The following is a 23,470-nucleotide window of genomic DNA, read 5'->3' on the forward strand; positions in this document are numbered from 1 at the left end:
AAACTTACCCCGCGATTGAAGACATCTTCTTATCCACAATCTGAATTTCCCTGTCACAATACTGCAAAACCGATCTTCTGTGAGTTATCAAAAGACATGTTGGAGAAGGATTCCACTTTCTAATTCCTTCTAACACGCTAAGCTCAGTACTCTCATCAAGAGATGATGTAGCCTCATCCAAAATAAGGAAAGGTGCTTTTCTTACAAGAGCTCTTGCTATGGCAATTCTCTGCGCCTGACCTTCTGAAATACCTATACCCTTTTCACCAATAACTGTATCAATACCGTCTGGAAAATCCTTTACAAAGTCATATGCTGCAGCACTCTTAAGTGCCTCAATGATTTCCTCATCAGTAGCATCTTTTTTACCCATAAGGATATTTGCCTTGATACTACCACTAAAAAGTGTATTTCCCTGAGGTACATAGGCGATAAAGTTTCTAGCATCAGGACTTGCAGACATCGTCTCGCCCGCTGCATTATAAAACTCGATATTGCCCTTCATCTTGTTAGTAAATGCCATAATAAGTCGAACCAGTGTAGTCTTACCAATTCCAGACTTACCTACAATAGCTGTAAACTCCCCTGGCTTAAAATCTATACTTGCATCTTCAAATACAAGTTCATCAGTATAACCAAAAGAAATAGTGTCTACCTTGACCCCAATCTTCTCAGGTTCAATTCTGGCTCCAGTATATTCTTCCTTAGGAAGATTCTGAATCTCTATGATACGGCCAGCAGAAGCCAACATAGAAATAAGTCTTGGTACCAACTGTGCAAGGCTGATGATTGGAGACTGTATTCTGTTAACTAACTGCAGGAAAACTGTCATAGTACCATAAGTTATAGTATTACGCGCGATGCAGATAGCACCCCATGTAAATGCTCCAATATATCCAAGCTGGAAAGAAAGTCCCATGGCTGCTGAAGCAAACATATTCGTTCTGGTTCTCTTAAACACCCAATAAATACGCTCATCACGAAGTTTAGTGAGTCTGTCTTCTGAATAGTCCTCAAGACAAAAAGACTTTTCTATAAGAATGTTGGCAAGACTCTCCTGCATAAATGAACGATATCTTGACTCTGACTCCTGTACCTTAACTGTAAGAACTTTAAGCCTCTTACCCAGTATAACGCTGGAAAGAAGTGCAATAGGAGCAACCATAAGTGCAAAAAGTGCAAGTCTGATATCATAATATGCCAAAGTAAAGAATGTTACTAAAAGCTCTACGATAAGTCTGATGATAGTAGGTATAGTGGTAGCAATACCATCAGAAACTGTTCCTACATCACTGGTAAGTCGTGTCATCAAGTCTCCAGTATGATATTTAGAAACATCGATCCAGCAAGTATCAAGAATTTTCCTATAAACATTCTTCCTGATACCAAACCCAAATTTCTCATATACTATAGTGGAAAAAAGACCACTTATTATTCCCAGAAACTGAGACCCCAATATTACCGCTATATAGACAACTATAATTTTCCAAAAATCAGAAAGATTACCTATTGATGCCCTATCGATCATTTCCTTACCGATAACAGCCATACCAACAGACATAAGGGTTGCCAGAAGGTCAAAAACCATGATCAAAAAAAGTTGTGGCACATATGGTTTGGTATAACTAAGGCACCACTTAAAATATTCCCTTGCATCATCACGTCTGCGCCAATAACGTTTTAATTTCTCAATTTTCCCCATAGTTATTTCTTTATCCTCGACTTAAATTTAGCTACTACAGCATATCCATCGGCTATGCCATTTCCCCCGGTCACATACATTTTTCCAACACGTATCCATGAGTGAGCAACCATCTTGCCATTGTCTTCTCTACAGCCAAGATACATGGTAGATTCAATTTTCTTTTCTGCCAAGAGTCTCTGGGCTGTAAGCGCTCTTACCAGGCATTTGCTCTCCCATTTGGTTTTGTTACACACCTGATTAACAGCATACGCAACCTTTTTGCAGAAACGGTATTCATCAAGGCTCACATCTTCTGCTGATTCCTCACCCTCTATCCCCCATTTCTTATTAAGGGTGCCAGTCTTCTCGTACAGCATCTGGAATCTGAAACGAGCCGATAAAATCCAGGCTTTCAATGTTAAACTTTTATGCTCATTATATCGAATAAATCGATATCCTCTCATCAAAATGCTCATTTGTCACCTATTATAATCAAAAATTAACGAAAAAAAGTTACAATTTTGTTAGATTTCTTTACAACGTTTATTTTTTCGCGATATCCTAATTGTCAGATAATATACATCAATAGGAGGCAGACGTATGAAAACTTGGAACACACCAGAAGTTAAAGAGCTCAAGCTTAGTGGAACTGAGCTCCACGGAACAGATCAGCGCCATATAGATGGCTTCGTCTATGATGCAGAAAGAGATACAAACTGGGCATCATACAGCGGCGGAAACGTAGACAAGGACGCACAGGGAGCAGATGTAGTCATCCATCCTAGACCTTGATGAAACTATCATCCACTATTTTGTACTAAAAGGAGTCAGTGTTGGCTCCTTTTTATGTGTATTCAAGCAAAAATGCATTTAAAGCAGAAACCCTGACAATATCCATAACATTTTCTTCTGTTATTTCCTCGCGCATCAATTCCTTAACTTTTTGATCATCCATATAGTCAGATATACTATCTACAAGCTCTAATTCCTTGTGATTATCCCCAAACCCACGGCATCTCATCACCTTATCAGCTGACTGTCGTCCCTTGTATCTAGTCTGTAATCTATCATAGTCAGGAAGATAATCATCGAGATACTCTCTTACAAGTCTTCTCTCAAGGCCATTGTATACGAACTGCTCCGGTGGAAGTGACGCTATAAACTCCACAATTCTCTTATCCCTTGTCGGATCTCTTAAAAGAACTCCATGGTACAGACTGAACCTCGTATCATACAATCCTTGAGTTTGGGTAATACTCACATCCCCAAGATTTCGGAACATCTTTTTGATTGGAATAACACTGTTTGGTCCATAAAAAGTAAAACGTTTTTTTAGCAACCTCTTGACTTTATATTTCCTGACAAGCTCCTGCCTTACGTATTTCTTGTCAAGAATATACTTAAAACTGCATTCCCCCCCAACAGAGAAAGCAATTCGTTCTATCAAAGTAGAAACAATACCATCAAAAAGCACCTTTCTTGGTATACCATATCTTTCTCCAAAACGGGCAAGCTGCTCTTTAGCACCTAAGACATTTCCAGATAATAGTTTCTGGAAAAAAAGTTCCTTCATATCACCTTTGGATATGGTGAAATTACCAAACTGTCCATTAAGCAACACTTTACAGCCTTTTGCAGCCGCAGACCTGATAATATAGTCAAACCAGACCTGATTAAGACAAGCCTTACCTGGCACTTCATACATATGTATGAACCTATCCATCTCAGTAAACGGGCTTAATCCCTCACAGGAACAGAATTCCTGAACTATATTGGGATACCCGGCTATAATACGCTTCACACCTTCACTCTCATCAGGTTTTTCAAAACCACCTGTGGGGCGCTCAAAATCCTTCAGTGGAATAGATGTGAAGCCATAAAGCTTCTTTCCTTCTGATGCAAGCTTTCTTGCTGCAACTGTCGCTACAGAAGATGAATCAAGGCCGCTACTAATCATAGCCGCTATTTCTCCATCAGTATCAATTGCATCTTCAACGCACCTGAAAAAGACTTCTCTGAACTTTTCTCTATATATCTTATCCTCAGGATTATCAGGCCATTTTATTTGAGGCCTATCGCTAACATTTTTCCCCGGATTAAAATATTCATACTCTTTACTATGCCAACTATTATCTCCGGTAATCTTAATATAATTACCTCGAAGTGTATGTCTTATATACTCAAAAGGTGTTCTGTCAGGGAATACATACATGTAAGGTGATGAAGATGCCTGACTGCCAACCATAAACTTCTCATCTAATCCCCTGCACTCTTCAGGCATCGCGGCTAAGATAGGTTTAGTAAGCGTAGAAAAATATAGCTCATCTCCACATATGCTATAGTCTACACACCGCACGCCCATATGGTCTGTAAAAAGGTAAAACTCGTTAGACCTTCTGTCATAAACAGCAATAGCAAATAACCCATGTATATGGTCTACAAAATCACAGTGCCAGGTTTTCCAAGCCAAATAAGCAAGTTCACCATCAGGCGTATCGGCATTCAAGCCCACATGTCCCAACCCTTGAAGCTCATCTATAAGCTCAGGTCTTCCATTTAAAACTATATCAGCAGTAAAAACAGTATCGGACTCTTTGTCATATAATGGAAGCAGCTCGCCTGCAGCCCTCTTGTTAAAATACTGTATACCGCAGGAAAAAAATCCATTTTCAAAGAAGCAATCCTCGAATCGATCTATCACGCACTCCTCGTAGGGTTTCTTCATAAAAGAGCTTTTTTCTTTTAACTGTTCTATTGACTTCCCCAAGTCGCCTTTTAGCTTAATAAATCCCCAAATTGCTGACATCTCTCATCCCTGCCTCTGCAGTTCCTTTACAAGTGCCTTTGTAAGTGCCTTTTTGGTATCAACGCCCTTACATCTTGTTACATCTATCACTTTAATCTGCGCAGCAAGAGCAACACACTTCATCATCTCCGCAGGCTCCAATTTTAATTCATATCCATATAGCCAATCCAAAAAGAATCTGTCTGTTATAGCATTGACCTTTTCTGCCCCATCTATATTGACTATTCTGATTCCATTTTCAAATTCGCTCTCATCCTGACCTGCTGATGACAAGTGAAGTGAAATCATATAGTCTACTTTTCTCTTCTCGTTAACAAAAATATCTTTTCTAAGGTATGAAAACTTATCTCGTTCTTCATCTATATACCTCAGGGTATTAAGATCAAGCCCTCTGCTCACAGCAGCATCTCTGCATACCTTCTGTTCAGGAAAAGCCGGGAATGCGTAGGCATTACCAGAAGAATCTATATCTATGACAGAAATATCATCCGCCATAAGCTTAGCTCCTTCATCAATAAGAGCCATTGCCGTTGTTGATTTACCAGTTCCACTATCACCGCATACAAGGACTGTTTTATCTCCAAAGCTAAGTGTACTGCCATGAAGAACAACCTTTTTCCTCTGTGTCATTGCCAGTGCAATGCAATTTCCCATTAAAAATGATCTAGCGATTCCCATGTCAACATCGGCATACTTTTCGCAGATCATTCTGGTCTTACCATCTATCGTCTCTATAAGGAAATCTCCAGCCTGATTGTGGAACCACACTCCATTGTCTATAAAGCAATGAACAACACCCTTTTCTAGTAAAGAAGCATATTTCTTTTGAAGTGATGTTTCTTCCGTAATCTCAATGTGGATATCTGCAGGAGGTACCTTGCCCTCCTGTCCATCCCATTCCAGGAGCTGCGGAAATTCAGTATTCGATTCTACAACTAATCCATATAAACTATATGTATACATCAATTCTCCAAATCCCTATTCCGCAACTTATCTTCTAAAATTCAGATTGAGCCTATGATACATTTCGATCATCTTGGCAGTATTCTCATCTCCTGTGGCTTTCAATAGCTCTTTGTGCTTCCTTGCCTCTTTACTACATGCAGCTGTACATCCTCTGACAATCCAGGCTACTGGAAGCAGAAAGGGCTTATGCTCAAGCCATTTATACTTCTCAACCATGAAGCTATAGGAAGGGAAATAATAGTGAATCCATGCCCCTTCAGCTACTGGAGTCTCTTTAGCAAGCTGTCCCCAGATTCCATTTTCATTCTTGCCATAGATACCGCTATCTACCATGTATGCAAAAAGATTCTCAAAAAACTCCGGGCACTGCGTATTATCAAGCCAGATATACGCAAGCTTCTTCATATTATCTTCAAACTCCGTTAATCCACATTTGGCAAGTTCGTTCTCAAGATATTTTTTATCCATCTGAGATCCATACTTATTCATGTAGATATATATATCCATCAGGTTTCTGATACCACAGCCAGTTTCAAAGAAATGCTTGGCCATATGTGCAATCATGTATACATAAAAGTCCTCATGAGAAAACTCATAAGTATACTTCTTGCCTTCCATAAGCTTGGCTCTGAAATTTTTGAAATAAACATGCTGTTTACGATCTGCATTTTCATCAAACAGGCACCAGTGAACTTCCACATGAAGTTCCTTGCCTTTAGAAAAAATCATATGATGCTTAACAAGGCCATGATTAGTGTATCCAAGACTTTCCATAACCTTGGCAGCTTTATCCAGCGATTCATCATACACAACCAGATCAATATCGCTCATCTCACGTATCTCTGGTGATGGATAATCTTTCTTGATGATTGCTCCTTTAAGTATCTGATGACGGATAACTTCTTTTTCAAATACATCAGTGATTTCTTTGGCTCCAACCATCTGAATAAACGTACCGAACGTGCTAATCTTCAGGTGCGCCCTCATGCTTTCAGCCAAAGGCTCAGGTACATCCAACTTAATCAGAGAACTTACTATAGGATAGTAAATCTGCCCTTTAATAGCATAGTTAATAAGCTCTTGTATATCCAGCCCATCTGGAACTGGAGCAGGCTTTCTCTTCTCAAAGCATGCTCTTACAAGCTCGCTATAATATATTCTAATTGCAGACATACATGCATCTGTCTGAACCTTATTTTGCATTTAAATGCACCTCAAACTTTTATATTATACTGTCCTTATAGCTCAGGAAGTGGCTTCCCACTCACTTGAGCTCTCGAATACTGATAAAAAGGAATTGCTTTATTAAGCTTCCAATACCTTATTTTTCTAACAATTACCTGAACTTTATCATAAACTACATCATTATTCTGAAGCAGTTTTTTTATTTTTCCTTTGGCTCCATCATCCTGCGCACCAACTCTCCAATTACCTGAATTCAGATGTATGGCATAATGTTTACCCGTTATAGTTCCTATCTCAAATAACTCTTTAGGATAAATAACAAAATCCTTCAAATCCTGGTATCTGTTGTTGAGAACAAACTCAGGATAATGCTTCAAAATATAATATGTATAATAATAATTATTTGTCGTGTATCCATGTACGTACAATTTGCCGTCTTTATACTCAAACACCTTCTCTTTAGTTTTTCTAGGCCCTGGCAATAAGACGGTATCATAATACATATCCAAAATTCCCTTTGTTAAAGGATTACCTTTCTCAGAACCTATAATTGCAGTTCCTACAGAACAGTCAAATATGAAGTTCAAAAAAGCCGCATTGTCCAAGAGATCATCAAAGCTTTTATTAACTTTAACATCTGTGTCCAAATATATTCCGCCGTACTCATAAAGCGCCTTTACTCTGTAAAAATCACTAATGAAAGCGAACTTCTTATCCTTATAAGCATTTTTTATGAAATCATTCTCATCAAAACTACAGTTTGATTCATCCCATCGCATTATCGTATAGCCCTGTAGTTTTTCCCACGTTGCAAAGCACTTCTGTAAATCATCCGGTAATGGTTTCCCGCCAAACCAGCAATAATGAATTATCTTGGGTATTTTGGTATTACTTTGCTCACTTATTCTTTTCAGTACTTCAACATCGGTAATAACATTTATAGATAATGACATGACATCCAATCCCTTTCTATAACGCCAATATATGGAGAACAATCATCCAATCATTACCTTGGAAAGAATATAAGCATAAGGACCACAATTCCACTTAGCTACTGACCTGATATACATTCCTATCTTGCCTGTAAAATACTTATTCTTGCGGTAATATGGGAATTTCTTATTCACAAAATCAAAAGTTTTATCAAAGAGCTCCCTTCTCAAATAACCATTAGGAACTCGCCCAATTCTGCTGAAATTACTACAGAATGCAATCTTAACGCAAAAATACTCAAGCTCATCCTTGTACTGGTTAAAAATACATTTCCTGCTAAAGAAATCAGTTATATCATCCAGTACTTTAAAAATGTCTCCAACCTTTGCTCCCAGATTCTTGGTCATGGTTGAACTCTGTCTGACACTATAATAGACGAGCTTCTCATCAAGATATGCATGTTTTTTAATGAAAGGAAGTGATTTGATATAAAAAGAAGTATCCTCGTAGATCATCCCTTCTGGGAAAAATACATCGTTATCAACCAATGCACTTTTCTTATATAACTTATTCCAAGGTGAAACCTGAGGATTAAGAAAAAGCTCCCTGACATCACTATGAGCACTTATTGTGCCTCTTGTCCCTATTTCCTGGTAGGTTGGAAAAGCACCATCTTCTGAAGGAATTTCCAACATACTGTGATAGTGGCATTCTACGAGGTCTGCATCCTGAGTTCTTGCCAGATTCCAGAGTTTCTCATACATTGTGACATCAACATAATCATCAGAATCTGCAAAACCTACATACTCACCCTTTGCCATCTTGATTCCAAGATTTCTTGCTGTTGCCTGCCCACCATTTAACTTGTGATAAACTCTGATAAGTTCTGGATACTGCTCCTCATACTCTCTTAAAATGTCAGGTGAACTATCAGTTGAGCCATCATTGACAGCTATAATCTCTATCTCTGAATGAGGAATTGTCTGATTAACAAGCGCATCAAGGCATCTCCTCAAATACTTCTCAGTGTTATACACTGGAACAACTACACTTACCATACTCCCCACCATCAGTTTAAATAAAATCCAGCTCCTTAAGCTTGCCGAGGAAATCCATTACAGATGTAGTACACTCCTCTTCAGATACATCATATTCACTTAACAGCTTTTTGATGATGTCCTCTACAGTAATTTCTTCCTGAATCAGATCCCAAATGTCATTTCCAGCACCCTTTATCATAAAGTATTTGCCAGACTCAAAATCTATCATAACCTTTTCCCCAGATAAATCTGTGACATTGAGCTGTTTCTTAAGCTTAACAACTTCTTTCATTTCCATTTATAAACTCCTCCAGAAATTAATATGCCCCTTTTTTAGTTAAAAGAACTCCCACCGTCTTAAACAAAATAGCTATATCTGCGTATAAAGACCAATTATCAATATATCTAAGATCAAGCTCTACAACTTCATCAAAGTCCGATATGCTGTTCCTGCCACTGATCTGCCATAAGCCCGTGACTCCTGGCTTGATGCTGATACGTCTCCACTGGCCACGTTTGTACTGAGAAACCTCATCAACTGTCGGTGGTCTTGTCCCCACAAGACTCATATCACCCTTAATAACATTAAACAGCTGTGGAAGCTCATCAATACTGGTCTTTCGAATAAACTTACCAACCTTAGTTACTCTTGGATCATTCTTGATTTTGAACATAAAGCCATCCATTTCATTCTGTTCCAAAAGTTCTTCCTTACGGTCCTCTGCATCCGCACACATGCTGCGGAATTTGTATATATTGAAGGTTCGTCCATTCTGACCTACCCTGACCTGTTTAAATATTACCGGCCCAGGAGAATCAAGCTTAATAGCTATTGCAGTTATCAGCATTACAGGAGATAAAACTATGGTTGCAATAATGCTGATTACCAGATCCATCAACCTCTTAATAGCCTGCTCATAGCTATTAAGTGCTATCGTATGATAAGTAATTAGCGGAAAAGTTCCAACTGAGCTCACATAACTATTGGATCTATGCATCCTGTGAGAATACGACACATCAAGCACAACCTTAACAGTAACACCCATTTCAAGGCAAATATCTATATATTTCTGTATCTGAGCGATATTGTCATCACTATGCTGTATGAAATATACCTGATCTATCTCATTGTTCCTGAGTATCTGTTCAAGATCACCAATTATTCCAAGAGTGTTGAATACCCTCTTTTCAGGCATTTCTCTGTCCAATATATATCCCACTTCATCAACTTTAACACTTGTCTTATTCAGGAAATAGTTGAACTTCTCATACTCCTCGAAAGTACCAACAAATGCAGCCCTTGGAGCCTGATGATCTGTAAATATCATCTGCATAAATCTGCTGATGACTATATTCACACATATGGCGATATAGGTCCACAATAGATAATACAAATGAAATCTCCTGACGTTATAATGCGGATTATATACATACATAAGCCCCATAGTAACACCAGCTGCCAAAAGCCAGGACTTACTGATTATCTTCCAAAACCTATCTATATAGAAAAAGAATGTCACATTATAAATTCTGGCTTCTTTGTTGGACAAAATATAAATCACTATAAAAACAACAACAAGCGCGAAGCATTTGAGATTGGTCGATTCCAAAATAACCTTCCCAAACGCCTTGCGCTCTATAAAATACACTATTAAGAGGACCAGTATATCCTCAATCATTTGAATGGTATTTGTATTTGCTCCTTTATTACTACGATTCATCTGTATGCTGCCCTAACAATTCTTGTCTTAGTCAAAGATATTGATAAACCTCATTATAGTCTCCTCAATGTTGCCGCCCTTAAGCTCATATGGTTTAAAATCAAACGTCCTTGCTGTTTCAATATAATCCTTTAATTCATCCACTTCCTCACACCGTAATACACACCCCTTCGATGAGAAAGCCTCCGCTATCTGACACTGATGGTCATCTACATGTTCTAAATACTTATTCTTACGTGGTACTACTATTATCGGTTTCTTAGCATTTATCCCGGAAATAATAGTTCCAACTCCTGCGTGCGTTACTAATACACTACACTCAGCTATTTTCTTGTTGTATTCATCTACGTCCATGAAATCTGTATATTCGCAGTTCTTAGGCACATAATCAGACCATCCCTTTTGCACAAATACCTCTTCAGATATTTGCGTTGCCAATTCATCTGCCGCCTTAACAAGTCTATTCATTTGAAATTTCTGTGTGCCTAAAGTGACAAAAATCAAAATATACCGCCTCCAAGCATCGATTTCGGATATTTCTGAAGCATGTCTTCCCACTGTACCATAAATAGATCTGACATGTTATACACAAGTTTCCCAGTAAGAGAAGGCTCATTGACTCTTGCAAAAGACTCAACATAAATAACCTTAATACCTAGAAACTTGCCCACCACGCAAAATGGGTATGCTACTAAAGCACCAGTTGTAATAATGAAATCAGGATTTTCTCTAAGAAGGATGACGAGTGTCCTAAAGAACAACCAAATAAACTTAGGCAAAAAATTAATCTGCCTTCTGTTCATCATAGGAACATAATACTTCTTTTCACAGAAGTCCTTTATAACGAAGTCACTTTTCTCAGTGACAAGAAAGCAATCATATGCCCCCTCAATCCCTTTAAGTCTGGAGATTTCCTCTAAATGTCCTCCTGAAGATGCAACAAAGCAGATCTTCTTTGTTCCCTCTTTATCCATACATTCCTCCACATTCAAATACACGGGTTCCCCCTAAAACAACGTATATCTGTCCCCCAAATGCGAGACGCCATAAGCTACATGTACAATATCTACTTTATACTCATTTCAATCATAAAATCTATCATATTTGTTAGAATTTTTGAATAGCTAAATCGAATTAATTATTATATTTTCTAATTTTTTCATAATTTGACAAAAAATGGAGGTTACAAAGCATATTTTTTATGCTCTATAACCTCACCTCATCGCAAGATACACATATTAGCTTTTTATTTTATAGAGTCTGATTGCTACTTTTTTGCCATTATCATATATACTGCCCTCTTTGATAACTTCATAAGAGAAATCATCGAAGGAAACAACGTTGGCAATCTGATTCTTGGTCATCCCCTGGATTATCTGATCATATTGCTCTGTATCACATAATGTCATCCTAGTCACAATATAATCGGTTTCTTTATTGTTAACATAACTATACTGTAAATCTGTTAGTTCTGTTCCTCCTTGATTAGTAGCCACATAAGCTCTCCACTCTGGAAGATAATCAGCAGCAAAGTAAAAGCCTGTATCAAGTGGTCCAAAGTACAAAAGAGAATAATCCTTAATATCCCCTTCATCCATCTCTCTTACAAAAGAGTACTGAACTGTATCCTCTTTAGCAACTAACATCTCATTTGTATTCTGGCAAAGAACATATGCTCCTAAAGTAAAGAGCACAGCAATACAAGCAACCTGCCGCTTTTTAACCACAATATGCTTACGAGCTAAAACATCTACTATGGGACCAAATCCAAATATAGCAAATACCATAACAGGCATTGAAGTATAAGCATGTGGATGGCCACAGTTCAATAGTATGAAAGTCAGTACGAATGTTACAATAGAAAAAATGAACAAGCGAACTTTCTTGCTATATAACATCCAGACAAATCCAACAAAAAGGAAAGCCAGAGCAGGGAAATTACGCTTAGCTATCTGCATGTATAGCGCAAAACGCAGATTCCCTAAAAATCCAAGACCAGTTCCATACATAAAAACATTCTCATAAAAATATAATCTAAAGAGAATATCAAGAGAATCATTAGCAGCAAAATAGATCAGGACTGGTATGGTTACAATTATCGTTCCGATAACAATAAATAAAACCGCTTCCCCTACCCTTGTTACTTCTCTGCGCTTAATGGCATGTATTAATACAAACACAAAAATAATAATATACATAATGCAAAGATTAAACTTAGTCCAAAAGAGTAATCCTGCACCTATGCCAAGGAAAAGCAACTCCACTCTATTAGGAAAAATTCCAGTTTCCCAATATCTTATTCCCAAATATACAAGGAAAGAAAAAATGCACAGACTAAGTTCCTCTGGTCCGCCACCGCCGGCGAAAAGACGTGATGAAAAAGTAACTGTAGCCAAAGCAAACGCAATGCCTGATTCTATTTTTTCAACGTCACAGAAGAGCTTTAATGTTTTTATTGAGTAGTATAAGAAAAGCGTTGCACTTATAAGTTCTACGAAAAATACACCAAAAAATGTCTTCTCATTAAACATCAATGAAAGCGCATAAATAAAGAAAATAATTGGTCCTTTTTGATCCGCAAGATCTCTATATGGGACTTTACCATGCAGCATTCCTCTTCCTATGTTGTAATATACGTTTGCATCCCCCCAACTATTTAGTGGATACAAAAATGAAGATTTTGAACAGATTGCTAATATTATAAACGAGGCAATCAGGCATTTTAACATTATGGCTACGTAATCTTTACTATAATGATTTAACTTGTTCATTGCTTCCCCTACCAACACTTCAACCGATTTTCTTATATAATCTGGCAACTATATCATATTCTTCAAAATAGAAAGAGCCCTCATCTACTAACTCATAGCCAAAATCATCAAATGCAACCACCTCTTTGACCTTCTTTTCAGGCAATTTCTCAATATATTCATTGTAATCTTTGGAATCGCAAAGCCTTAATCTCGTGATAATAAAATCCGGTTCTCTATTATTTATATAGCTATTTTGCAAATCTTTAAACTCATCGCCAACCTGATTAGTCATAACATAAGCTCTATACTCAGGAAGATAATTGGCAGCGACATAAAAGCCTTCATCCAGGTGACCATAATAAAGGACAGAATAATCTTCTATACCAGATTTTTTTATTTCATCCGCGAAAACATACTGCACAGTCTCACTTTTAGGTCTCAGTATGTCATATGAATGAATGCAAGAAACATAGGCCAATACAGAAAAAAGCACAACAGAACATACTGAATGAATCAATTTTAATTGTATATTTTTCTTTTCCAACCTTTCAAAAAGAGGAAGTACACCAAATACACAAAAAGCGAATAAAGGTAAATTACTATATTTTTGTGGATAGCCTGCATTAAAAATAACAAATGAAAAAACAAATGACACTACAAAATATGTCAAAAGCATATATCTCTTGTTTTTTATCATCCAGCCTAAGCCCAATATCAGCATCGCCAATGTCAAAGCATTTCTTTTCTGCACCAGAGAATTTAAACCCAAAAGAAGATTCACCCAAAGGCCCTTCTCTGATCTATACAAAAAGATGTTGTCATAGAAATATGTCTTGAAAAATATAGTTATAGAATCATTCGCTGCAAAATAGCCGACAATCGGAATAGTTACTAAAATGACTCCCAAAAGAACCAACGCAAAAGCCTTCCAGACTAATTGCAGTTCATTACGCTTAATCGCATGAATAATGACAAATACAAAAGAAGAAATAAATATCGCACAAAGGTTATATTTTGTCCAAAACAGCATTCCGGCACCTAATCCAAGAAAAACTGTTTCAATTGTATTCGGAAACACATCTTGTTCTAAGTATCTGGCAAGCAGATATAACAGGTAGCCAAAGATGCATACACTCATTTCCTCAGGTCCGCCACCATGTCTATTTGAAAAACAAGAGTATACAATAGCCGCCATCATAAAAGCTAAGCTTAGCTCATAACTTTTAGTATCATAAAAAAGGCTAACTGTTTTTAATGCAAAAAAGGCAAAGATGGTTGCACATACAGCTTCAATAATATAAATTCCTATAAAGCTTGTTTCAGATACCAGCTCTCCTAATGCATAAACAAAAAAAATGATTGGCCCCTTTTGGTCGATCATATCCCTGTATGGTACCTTACCATGCAGTATTCCTCTTCCTACATTGAAATAAATATTCGCATCTCCCCAGTTATTTAATGGATAAAGAAAAGAAGACTTTGAACATATAGCAATAATAACAAACGCAGCCAAAAGGCACTTCAATATTGTATAAACTAAAACTGTATAACTATCTTTTGTATTCTTCATTTTTTCTCGATTCCAGATATTTCTTTTTTATAACATCCCATAAGCACGAAAGAGCTAATGACAAAAGTGCTGTAACAATAAAAACAGGTATTCCATAAACCAGCTTATGATACAGGAGAAAACATATAGCAGTCCATACATACATATGAATCAGATATATATTAGTACTCATTGTTCTGAGCAAAACAGTTTTCTCTATCCCTGTCTTTACTTCCAATAGTATTTCAAATAGAAGCACAAAATATAACGCAGCTAAAATGCTACTTATAGCATCATTTTTTACTATTACATCCAAAGCAAAACAACTAATAAATGCTATTATCTTGAAGCTGTTACAAAAAGTATATCTACGCAACAACATACCTATTGGTATAAAAATTAGTCCATTTAGTACTCTTTCGCCTACAATAGTCGAAGCAACTAAGGTTTTAGCAACGCCATCCTCGCCAAGCATAGTTGTAGTGGCAATCCAATGAACAGTAGTACCGATAATAGCGAAAACAATTACCACAGTTATGAGAATCCGGTTGAAATTAACCTTTAATTTTGGCGACAAGATAAACAGCAACGCAAATGCATATACAGTAGACAGCAAATACCATAAATGCCAGGTATTATAATGCTCACCAACAAATATTAATCGTTGAAAATAGCTCCTAATCATGACTAAAGGAGGATTTCCTTTTTTGATCAAACCATATATAGCCAATGGTGAATATATTATGCTCCATGTAACATACATCTTAATCATCTTGAAAAGATGCCTTCTTAAAACTTCACTATACTCTTGGGATGAATGTTCAACCTTAGCCTCTATTAAGAATCCTGAAGCCATAAAGAAAAAAGGAACTGCCACACTGAAAATCTGCTTAAATATCTCAGTTAAATAATTATTATCAAAACTATCAACGAAGCGCGTGTGAATCGCAATTACCAAAAAGGAAAAAGCAAACTTAAATACATCTATAGTCTTATACGTTTCCTTTAACCTGTCCGTTGAATAATTTCTGCTGTAAATAATATTCATATCCCCACAAACTCTCGTTTTTATAGTAATTCAAAAACACACTTATAATATCATTCTTTATTATCAATTTAAAGTGCATTTTAAATTCCAATTCTTCAATTGCATTCAATCGTAAAAAGCCGTAAAATAAACTAACTTTACACAATATAATTGGGAGGAAAAAGCATATGATCTTTACCAAAATGCATGGTTGTGGAAATGATTATGTTTACGTCGATGGGTCAAAAGAGATATTTGAATCAGCAAGAAAATCCGAGCTTGCCAAAATAGTTTCAGACAGACATTTTGGAATTGGCTCTGATGGCCTTATTTTCATAAATCCCGTAGATGATGAATCTATAGACTTTGAAATGGAAATGTATAACGCCGATGGCTCACGCTCAGAAATGTGTGGAAACGGCATCAGATGCGTCGCTAAATACGTCTATGATAATAGACTTACAGACAAAAAGAAGCTTGTCATCGTAAGTGCAGGCAAAAAGAAATATATCGATCTTGAAGTTGGAGCAGATAATCTTGTCACATCAGTTAAGGTTGATATGGGTGCTCCGATCCTTACTCCTTCTCTTGTTCCAGTAAACATAGAAGGTCAGGAAAAGGCAGATGCTATAATAAATGTTCCCGTAACTATCGATGGCTCAGAATGGCGAATTACCTGCGTATCAATGGGTAATCCTCACGCAGTTGTATTTCTTCCTGATGAAGTGGATCTTAATACTTTTGAAATAGAGAAGATTGGTCCTAAGTTTGAGAACGACAAGATTTTCCCTAATCGCACCAATACTGAGTTTGTTAAGGTCGATGACCGCGGAAATGTTCATATGCGTGTATGGGAACGCGGAACTGGTGAAACTCTTGCCTGCGGTACAGGATGCTGCGCTACAACAGTTGCCTGCATTCTAAACGGCCACACAGACAATAAGGTTGCAGTCCACGTTCTTGGAGGTATCGTAACCTGTTCATGGGATGGAGCCCCTGCATCATCTGTGATCATGGAAGGCCCTGCTACAACAGTATTTACTGGCGAGATCAACGTCTGATCACCACAGAGCATAGCAAATAAAAAGGACAAGACTTAGCTTATATGCTAGATTTTGTCCTTTTATCTTTATTATTTACCGTTCTCACGAGCTACGATATATATTCTCTCACTCTCTTCATCAGGAGCCTGGTGGGTATCCACATCAATAGCCTCTACAAACTCAAGTCCTGCTGCCTTTACAAAGCCCAGCATTTCCTCAAGTGTATAGCCCCTTTGGTAGTGAGTCTCAGAGAAACGTCTGAATATCTCTTCATCATCAGAAGTCTTAACAAATATTGTCAGATCATACTCATTGACATGTTCTTCCTCGTGATAGTAATTATCCCATATAAAGCTGCAGTCATCACGATTCTCAGCTATTGTCGCATCTCCGATAACATCCCTGTACTTGTGAAGCGTATTGAAATCAAAGATAAATACTCCCTTGGGATACAGGAAATTATTGACCAGCCTAAAGGTCTCTATAACATCCTCGTCCTCAAGAAGATAATTGACACTATCGCACACACTGACAATAGTTCCAGCAGTACAGTACAGATCCAGCTCTCTCATATCCTGTTCCAGGTACATGATATCAAGTCCGGCCTCTGCTGCCTTGTTCCTTGCTATGTTGAGCATATCAGGCGACATGTCTATCCCCATAATGTCGTAGCCTTTATGTTTCATGACCTGGGTAAAAGAACCAGTGCCACAGCCAAGTTCTACAACAAGGTTACGCTCCTGGGCAAGGGCCTCTTCCTCGCTTATCTCTCCCTGCTCTGAATCATCGCTGGCTAAGCCTTTATTTACCATGTTTTGTACAGGCTTGGAGAGTCCATGTTTCTCAATAAGCCCAGCAACAAAATCACCCCATACATCGTATGGGGTTTCATCCATAAAGGTATCATATACAGTTGCAAAATCAGAATAAGCTTCCATAGATAAGACCTCTGTAATCTATTAAACTACAACACCTACAATAACAAAGCTCACGATGCTCATGATGATTCCAGCAAGCGCAACGCCGCAGATAACAGCAAGAACGCTGGACTTGAAATCCATATCAAGAATAGATGCAGCAAGAGTACCTGTCCATGCACCTGTTCCAGGAACTGGAATTCCTACGAACAACAAAAGAGCTACAAATAAGCCTCTTCCAGCTGTAGCCTGAAGCTTACGTCCACCCTTTTCACCCTTTTCAAGGCAGAAGGTAAAGAACTTACCAATTACAGGCTTATCTTTTCCCCACTCAAGAACTTTTCTTGCAAAGAAGAAAATAAACGGCACTGGGAGCATATTGCCAATAGCTATGAGTACATATGCAAGCTTAAGATTAAATTCAGGATCAACAGCATGAATTCCATGCGCAATCGGAATAGCACCTCTAAGCTCTACAAGTGGAACCATTGCCCACAAAAATACTGATAAATACTTTAAAAACATGGATTAATCTCCTTCTAATATTTCAAAATATAAAATACACAGCAAAACGTATCATATCGAAATATTAGACACTAGTCAACTCAGGCACCAATAATCTCTTTTAGCGCCGCCACAAGCTTATCCATTTCCTCGTCAGTTCCTATGGAAATTCTCAGATATTCCTTGATTCTGTCAATATCCCAGCGTCTTACGATGATATCTCTTTTTCTAAGCTCATCAAATATCTCTTTACCTGGTTTATTCGGATGCTTGGCAAAGATAAAGTTAGTCTTGGAATCTGCAAATTCAAATCCTAATTCTCTTAACGAAACCTTAGCTCTTTCCCTTGTAGCTACTACCTTGTCCCTGGTCTTCTCAAAGTACTCTTTATCTGCAACTGCAAGAGCTCCAAGCTCAAGAGCTGGCATATTCATTGTATAGGAGTTAAAAGAGAATTTCACATCGGACATGTATTTAATCAGCTTTTCACAGCCAAAGGCATATCCAATTCTCATTCCTGCCATGGACCTTGATTTGGAGAAAGTCTGAACCACAAGAAGATTATCATATTTATCGATCAGATCTATGACAGAATGGCCGCCAAAGTCAATATAAGCTTCATCAACGATAACAACACTATCTGGGTTCATAGCAATAATTTTCTCTACAGAGTCTCTTTCCAGCTCAACTCCCGTTGGTGCATTAGGGTTAGCAATGACAATTCCGCCATTTTCTGTGAGGTAGTCCTCCGTATCAATAGAGAAATCCTCTTTAAGAGGGATCTGTCTGTAAGGAATCCTGAAAAGCTCTGCCCACACATCATAGAAAGAATATGTGATATCTGGGAAAAGCACTGGCTTATCTGAGTTAAAGAAGGTCATAAAAGCCATAGCCAGTACATCATCAGAGCCAACACCTACAAAAACATTCTTTTTATCCACCTTATAGTAGTCAGCAATTGCATCAACCAGTACAGAACATGTAGGATCAGGATACTTTCTAAAGTCTGACACGTCCATGCTCTTAAGTCTTTCAGCAACCGCTGGTGCTGGCGGATATGGATTTTCATTTGTATTTAATTTGATTATATTCTTAATCTTAGGCTGCTCTCCCGGTGTATAAGGCACAACCTTTCTAACATTACTTTCCCAGCTCATATAACAACCTCTCTTACTCAATCTTGTTTCACTTTCTTACTCTACCACAATAAAGTATTTATTTCCATACACAAAAACAGGAAAATGCCGAAACATTTTCCTGTCTGTAAATATCATCATTTCCGGGTTGATATGTTAGTTGGTCACAGATGCAAGTACAGGCACTCTGATGAAAGCAAGAGTTCCATATCTTGTCATGTTGACAACTACATGATCCTGCCTGATCTCTGCTGTAGGAAGCTGAACCCATTTGCCATTCTGCACCTGGTATACAGCGATGTTATCACCAGCAGTTACTCCAGTTACATAGAAGTTAACTTTCGCATTCTTAAATGCTACTGTAGAAGTTACAGTTACGCAGTTAAGAAGTGATCCCTTAAGGTTTGCTGCAAGACTATTAGCTGATGTCATTGTTCCGCCATCAGGAACTCCAACAATAAATGTTACATTACTCTTGCCGCCATTTATCTCTACGTGGCCGCCCTGACCAACAATGTTTCCACCATAAGAAACTGCGTTGTTGCGGATAAGAGCCTGATTTCTCACATCATTACCTGATGATCCGCCTCTGCCTGCTGCATTCTTTCTATCGTTGGCTACCATCTCAAGTTTCTTGGACGTTTCACCAGCTTCCTTGGAAAGCTTACTGATCTGCGCGCTCTGCTGCGATGCAAGCTTAGCATAGTTGTTAATCTGCTTCTGCATCTCTCTGTTAGTATTATTAGCGTCTTCTATGACCTTTTCGGCCTTATCCAAGGCTTCCTGAGTATCTGAAGCAGCCTTTCTTGCTTCTTCTGCAGCCTTCTCGTACTGTTCTGCTACGCTTCTCCAATAAGATGCCTCCGCACTAGGTGTGCCAGGAATGCTCGATCCATCAGATGCAAACGCACATACTGTAGAGAATACTAACATTGTTCCTGCTAACATAAGAGCCAGAATCTTCTTCATCTTTTCCTCGCCTCCATTATTCTGAGTTGCAAGTTTTTAATATTCCTCAGGGTCTCCGTAATCCACATATCTGTCAATCGTCCCTGCTACGTCGCCAATCAAACATCCGATCACTACAATCTGCTTCCCTGTATCAGGATTAACAGTTGATAGTGTCAGTAGGAAATTCTCAGGTTTTACCTGTCCTTCCCATCCATTCCTGATCAGTTTGGACATACTCCTTGATTCAAATATCTCATCTATAAATGCCTGACAACCAGATGCATACGAGAAATCATATTGCTCTAAAAGTCTCGTATTTTCCCTTTCATAAGCAGCAAACACATAGTATGCAAGAGCATTTCCATCCATATATACATGAATAAAAGGGTTCTCATCAAAATATGTCCGGTCTAAATACTTATTAAGGCTTGCAAACATCGTTCCATCAGATGGTGATGACCCAAGAAAAACTTCGTTAAAATCACACATGTCTGCGATATTTGCAGCTTCTATATGTATTGCCCCCTTTGGGTCAACCCTTCCTGTGCTGTCATGCGTCTGATAAAAGTTATCATCGCCATCTGCATTTTGCAGAACAGGATAATCTATCATAGTTCCGGGAATTCTAACCCAGGCAAAAATGTCACTGTTCGTAACTGCCAGCTTCTGAAAATCTACAAAGGACTCATCTTCTTCATTTCCCGTACTGGAATCTATCGGCACTTCATCAGATGCGCATCCACACATCAATACAGCCGCCAGACACAGTGCTAAAGCCCTTTTTAGTGTTTTCATACCTATGCTAAATATATATCGGCTATTTTGTCTCATTACTTTAGTCCACATTATCAACTTTTTCATAAAAAACTTCGATTATGGTTCTATACAGATCATCCTCATCTACATAGAACTCCTCCAAGTCTTCTCCTCTGGTGGTTTTACCATTTATCATCATAAAATCCGTCGGATCAAAAGAATATTTGATCATGTCCGGAGCAAGATACGAAACCTCATCAGCTGATATATTCGTGACCATGGCATCACTGATCTCTGTAAAGATCTGAACAGCAGCGTTAGTATTTTCAGAGCTCGCCTCTCTGGCAGCTCTGATAAAGCCATTAAGATACTGTCTTTGTCTCTCAAGTCTCCTGTCACTTGAGCCATATAGCTTGATATCTCTGCTCTTCACATAATGGAAAGCTGTCTGGCCCTCAAGATGTACCTGTTCACCTTCTACAAGTTTTTTATCAAACTTGGTCAGATCCTCAAGTACTGTAACGTCCACTCCTCCAACCATGTCGTTGATAGTAGGAATTGCACTCATATTGATGGCAGCATATCCATGGATTGGAAGCTGGTAAAAGAGATTTGAAACTGCCTTAACCTGGTACTCACAGGACTCCTCCATACCATTACCAAAGCCATGCTGAACAGCAATCTGCGCTATCATTGTTGTCATATATCTGCCATATTCATCATAGATATCAACATCAGTCATAGTATTTCTATTGATGCCAATTATCTTAATGCTCTCATTGTGTGGATTTAATACTAAAAGAAAAAGAGCGTCTGCCTGTCCTCCATCAACTCCCTCTTTTACCTCTTTAACTACTTCATCATCCTTATCAATGCCCATTACAAGAAAGGTAATGATATCTTCGTTGTAATCATAGACACCACCATCATATCTGACCCAGTCGCTCTGCCACTTTCCGGTAGTATCGACAGAATATTCCGCGCCAGCCTGATCCAGCATTGGTGCGCTGGTTGCCGACTTAGAATCCAGATTCGATTTTCCAAATAACCTCATAGCCTCAAAACCAACAAGACCACCTGCGACAAATGTCATCAGAACGGCCCAGACCACGAGGAATACCGTGCCCACTTTACGCATAGGCATTTCTCCAATCCAGTTTTACTGTGTTATCTCTGCTTCTGCACCTTCAGTTAAAGAGCTTCCCTCAGCACTGCTATATTCCATAGCTCCATCAAATAGCCCCAGATTAGGGAACTGTTCATCCTCAAATTCTTCGTCCACCTCGCCATCGCTTTCTATATCTGCGATATCAGCCGGAAAGACTCTGGACTGCTTGGATACATTTCCGCTGTAATCAGCAACTGCATAATAAACCACAGCAGTCTCTGCATCCCTGTTAAGGACTACTTTTTCCACTACAATCCTGCTGGTAAGATCTCCATCCCTGGAATCATATGCATTTATCCCAGCAATAAGATCAGATTCCTCAGTTTTGGAATCATACACAAGATTAAGGGCAGAAAATCTGAATTCCGGCGCCTGTCTGTCACTTCTGCCATAGGCAATAATGATAAAGGCTATCAGAACTCCGCTTAGTATTGTAAAAAATATCCCCAGAATATTTCCCTTCACTTTGTTTGCTCCCGTATTAGTCTTTTCTCATAACTCCAGCAAGATAATTAAGCTCGTCCATATCATCGTCATCCGGTTCAGGATCTGCGATGGTCTGACTTGGCTTTTTAGGAATATCTATATTATCTTCGCCGTACTTGCCATAGTACTTGCCGTAATACTTGCCATAATACTTGCCATAGTAGCTTCCATAGTGGCCGTAATAGCCCTTGCCAGCTATATCAACCTTATTTAGGACAACGCCCAGCATCTTGGCTCCAGCTTTATCGAGCTGATCCTTGACTCTCTGTGCAAATCTGTAGCTGATGGCATTGCTCTCAATTACCATTACTGTACCGTCACACTGCTTGGCTACAACAGCCGCATCGATTACACTTCCAAGAGGAGGTGTATCCACGATTATGTAGTCAAAGACCTGCTTCATATTCTCAAGGGCCTTACCAAAAATCCTGCCTCCCAAAAGCTCACTTGGGTTAGGCGGAACAGGTCCGCTGAATATTACATAGAGATTAGGTGTGTCAGTTTCGCATATAACGCTTGATAGCCTCTCTCTTCCCACAAGGCAATGTGTAAGTCCAAGTCTTACAGAACCAGTCTTATATCGGCCCACAAGGACAGATTTACGCATATCTGCATCAACCAGGACTGTCTTTTTACCTGCCTCGGCAAAAGCTCTTGCAAGAGCCATGGCAACGGTTGTTTTTCCTTCGCCTGGTGTGCAGCTTGTTACAGATACTACCTTCACGTTCTGACCACTGAATTCGATATTACTTCTAAGGGTCTTGTAGGCCTCTTTTATCTGATAATTATTCTCTGATTGGCTGAAATGAAGCTTGGCGTTCTGCATTAGTCCCCCTAAATACGCT

The 23,470-nt window shown here is 38.5% G+C and carries 24 protein-coding genes; 2 read left to right on the forward strand and 22 right to left on the reverse strand.

Annotated elements, in window-relative coordinates; genetic code table 11:
* Positions 1-4: 4 nt before the first annotated feature.
* Together IJI01_RS02535 and IJI01_RS02540 are read right to left on the reverse strand one after the other, a co-directional pair.
* Positions 5-1,702, reverse strand: coding sequence for an ABC transporter ATP-binding protein (locus tag IJI01_RS02535; RefSeq protein ID WP_292185399.1), 1,698 nt, complete (start codon positions 1,700-1,702; stop codon positions 5-7).
* Positions 1,703-1,704: 2 nt separating this feature from the next.
* Entirely contained in the window at positions 1,705-2,100 is a 396-nt protein-coding gene (locus tag IJI01_RS02540) for a lasso peptide biosynthesis B2 protein (RefSeq protein ID WP_292185402.1), read from the reverse strand.
* Positions 2,101-2,284: 184 nt separating this feature from the next.
* On the opposite strand from IJI01_RS02540, the gene IJI01_RS02545 reads away from it, so the two are divergent.
* The gene (locus IJI01_RS02545; protein WP_292185405.1) at positions 2,285-2,476 is read left to right on the forward strand and encodes a hypothetical protein; all 192 of its coding nucleotides are present in this window, start codon (positions 2,285-2,287) and stop codon (positions 2,474-2,476) included.
* 52 nt (positions 2,477-2,528) lie between these two features.
* On the opposite strand, the gene IJI01_RS02550 is transcribed toward IJI01_RS02545, so the two are convergent.
* The 12 genes from IJI01_RS02550 to IJI01_RS02605 form a co-directional block, all read right to left on the reverse strand.
* Positions 2,529-4,490 (reverse strand): asparagine synthase-related protein, encoded by a 1,962-nt coding sequence (locus IJI01_RS02550; RefSeq protein WP_292185408.1) that lies wholly within the window; start codon positions 4,488-4,490, stop codon positions 2,529-2,531.
* Between the two features lie 3 nt (positions 4,491-4,493).
* Positions 4,494-5,453 (reverse strand): hypothetical protein, encoded by a 960-nt coding sequence (locus IJI01_RS02555; RefSeq protein WP_292185410.1) that lies wholly within the window; start codon positions 5,451-5,453, stop codon positions 4,494-4,496.
* Between the two features lie 27 nt (positions 5,454-5,480).
* Positions 5,481-6,659 carry a nucleotidyltransferase domain-containing protein gene (locus tag IJI01_RS02560; protein ID WP_292185413.1) on the reverse strand — a complete coding sequence of 393 codons (1,179 nt, stop codon included), beginning with the start codon at positions 6,657-6,659 and terminating at the stop codon, positions 5,481-5,483.
* Positions 6,660-6,694: 35 nt separating this feature from the next.
* Positions 6,695-7,594 (reverse strand): glycosyltransferase family 32 protein, encoded by a 900-nt coding sequence (locus tag IJI01_RS02565; RefSeq protein WP_292185416.1) that lies wholly within the window; start codon positions 7,592-7,594, stop codon positions 6,695-6,697.
* 42 nt (positions 7,595-7,636) lie between these two features.
* Positions 7,637-8,632, reverse strand: coding sequence for a glycosyltransferase family 2 protein (locus IJI01_RS02570; protein WP_292185419.1), 996 nt, complete (start codon positions 8,630-8,632; stop codon positions 7,637-7,639).
* A gap of 16 nt (positions 8,633-8,648) precedes the next feature.
* Positions 8,649-8,912 (reverse strand): lasso peptide biosynthesis PqqD family chaperone, encoded by a 264-nt coding sequence (locus IJI01_RS02575; RefSeq protein ID WP_292185421.1) that lies wholly within the window; start codon positions 8,910-8,912, stop codon positions 8,649-8,651.
* A gap of 19 nt (positions 8,913-8,931) precedes the next feature.
* Positions 8,932-10,335: a sugar transferase gene (locus IJI01_RS02580; protein ID WP_330623018.1), complete on the reverse strand. Its 1,404-nt coding sequence runs from the start codon at positions 10,333-10,335 to the stop codon at positions 8,932-8,934.
* 27 nt (positions 10,336-10,362) lie between these two features.
* Entirely contained in the window at positions 10,363-10,893 is a 531-nt protein-coding gene (gene pssE, locus IJI01_RS02585; RefSeq protein WP_292185424.1) for a PssE/Cps14G family polysaccharide biosynthesis glycosyltransferase, read from the reverse strand.
* Positions 10,836-11,309, reverse strand: coding sequence for a PssD/Cps14F family polysaccharide biosynthesis glycosyltransferase (gene pssD, locus IJI01_RS02590; RefSeq protein ID WP_292185426.1), 474 nt, complete (start codon positions 11,307-11,309; stop codon positions 10,836-10,838). The genes pssE and pssD overlap by 58 nt, the downstream gene beginning before the upstream one ends.
* A gap of 264 nt (positions 11,310-11,573) precedes the next feature.
* On the reverse strand, positions 11,574-13,106 hold the full coding sequence (locus IJI01_RS02595; protein WP_292185429.1) for a glycosyltransferase family 39 protein: 1,533 nt from the start codon (positions 13,104-13,106) through the stop codon (positions 11,574-11,576).
* Between the two features lie 19 nt (positions 13,107-13,125).
* Positions 13,126-14,658: a hypothetical protein gene (locus IJI01_RS02600; RefSeq protein WP_292185432.1), complete on the reverse strand. Its 1,533-nt coding sequence runs from the start codon at positions 14,656-14,658 to the stop codon at positions 13,126-13,128.
* Positions 14,639-15,685, reverse strand: a complete 1,047-nt coding sequence (locus IJI01_RS02605) for an acyltransferase family protein (protein ID WP_292185435.1) — start codon at positions 15,683-15,685, stop codon at positions 14,639-14,641. The genes IJI01_RS02600 and IJI01_RS02605 overlap by 20 nt, the downstream gene beginning before the upstream one ends.
* Before the next feature lie 167 nt (positions 15,686-15,852).
* On the opposite strand from IJI01_RS02605, the gene dapF reads away from it, so the two are divergent.
* Positions 15,853-16,725, forward strand: coding sequence for a diaminopimelate epimerase (dapF, locus tag IJI01_RS02610; RefSeq protein ID WP_292185438.1), 873 nt, complete (start codon positions 15,853-15,855; stop codon positions 16,723-16,725).
* A gap of 71 nt (positions 16,726-16,796) precedes the next feature.
* Here dapF and IJI01_RS02615 read toward each other — a convergent pair whose 3' ends face one another.
* The 8 genes from IJI01_RS02615 to IJI01_RS02650 all read right to left on the reverse strand — a co-directional run bounded on the left by IJI01_RS02615 (position 16,797) and on the right by IJI01_RS02650 (position 23,451).
* Entirely contained in the window at positions 16,797-17,645 is an 849-nt protein-coding gene (locus IJI01_RS02615; RefSeq protein ID WP_292185441.1) for a class I SAM-dependent DNA methyltransferase, read from the reverse strand.
* A gap of 21 nt (positions 17,646-17,666) precedes the next feature.
* Entirely contained in the window at positions 17,667-18,149 is a 483-nt protein-coding gene (locus IJI01_RS02620) for a COG2426 family protein (RefSeq protein WP_292185444.1), read from the reverse strand.
* A gap of 80 nt (positions 18,150-18,229) precedes the next feature.
* Positions 18,230-19,285 (reverse strand): histidinol-phosphate transaminase, encoded by a 1,056-nt coding sequence (gene hisC / locus IJI01_RS02625; protein WP_292185447.1) that lies wholly within the window; start codon positions 19,283-19,285, stop codon positions 18,230-18,232.
* Positions 19,286-19,420: 135 nt separating this feature from the next.
* Positions 19,421-20,233 (reverse strand): hypothetical protein, encoded by an 813-nt coding sequence (locus IJI01_RS02630; RefSeq protein ID WP_292185449.1) that lies wholly within the window; start codon positions 20,231-20,233, stop codon positions 19,421-19,423.
* Positions 20,234-20,269: 36 nt separating this feature from the next.
* On the reverse strand, positions 20,270-20,962 hold the full coding sequence (locus IJI01_RS02635) for a class B sortase (RefSeq protein ID WP_292185451.1): 693 nt from the start codon (positions 20,960-20,962) through the stop codon (positions 20,270-20,272).
* Positions 20,963-21,050: 88 nt separating this feature from the next.
* Complete coding sequence (locus IJI01_RS02640; RefSeq protein WP_292185454.1) at positions 21,051-22,109, reverse strand: LCP family protein; 1,059 nt, start codon at positions 22,107-22,109, stop codon at positions 21,051-21,053.
* Between the two features lie 21 nt (positions 22,110-22,130).
* Positions 22,131-22,604, reverse strand: coding sequence for a hypothetical protein (locus tag IJI01_RS02645; protein ID WP_292185457.1), 474 nt, complete (start codon positions 22,602-22,604; stop codon positions 22,131-22,133).
* 16 nt (positions 22,605-22,620) lie between these two features.
* Positions 22,621-23,451, reverse strand: coding sequence for a polysaccharide biosynthesis tyrosine autokinase (locus IJI01_RS02650; RefSeq protein ID WP_292185458.1), 831 nt, complete (start codon positions 23,449-23,451; stop codon positions 22,621-22,623).
* Positions 23,452-23,470 lie beyond the last annotated feature (19 nt).

It is taken from the genome of Butyrivibrio sp., from assembly GCF_017433805.1.
Lineage (GTDB): Bacteria > Bacillota > Clostridia > Lachnospirales > Lachnospiraceae > Butyrivibrio.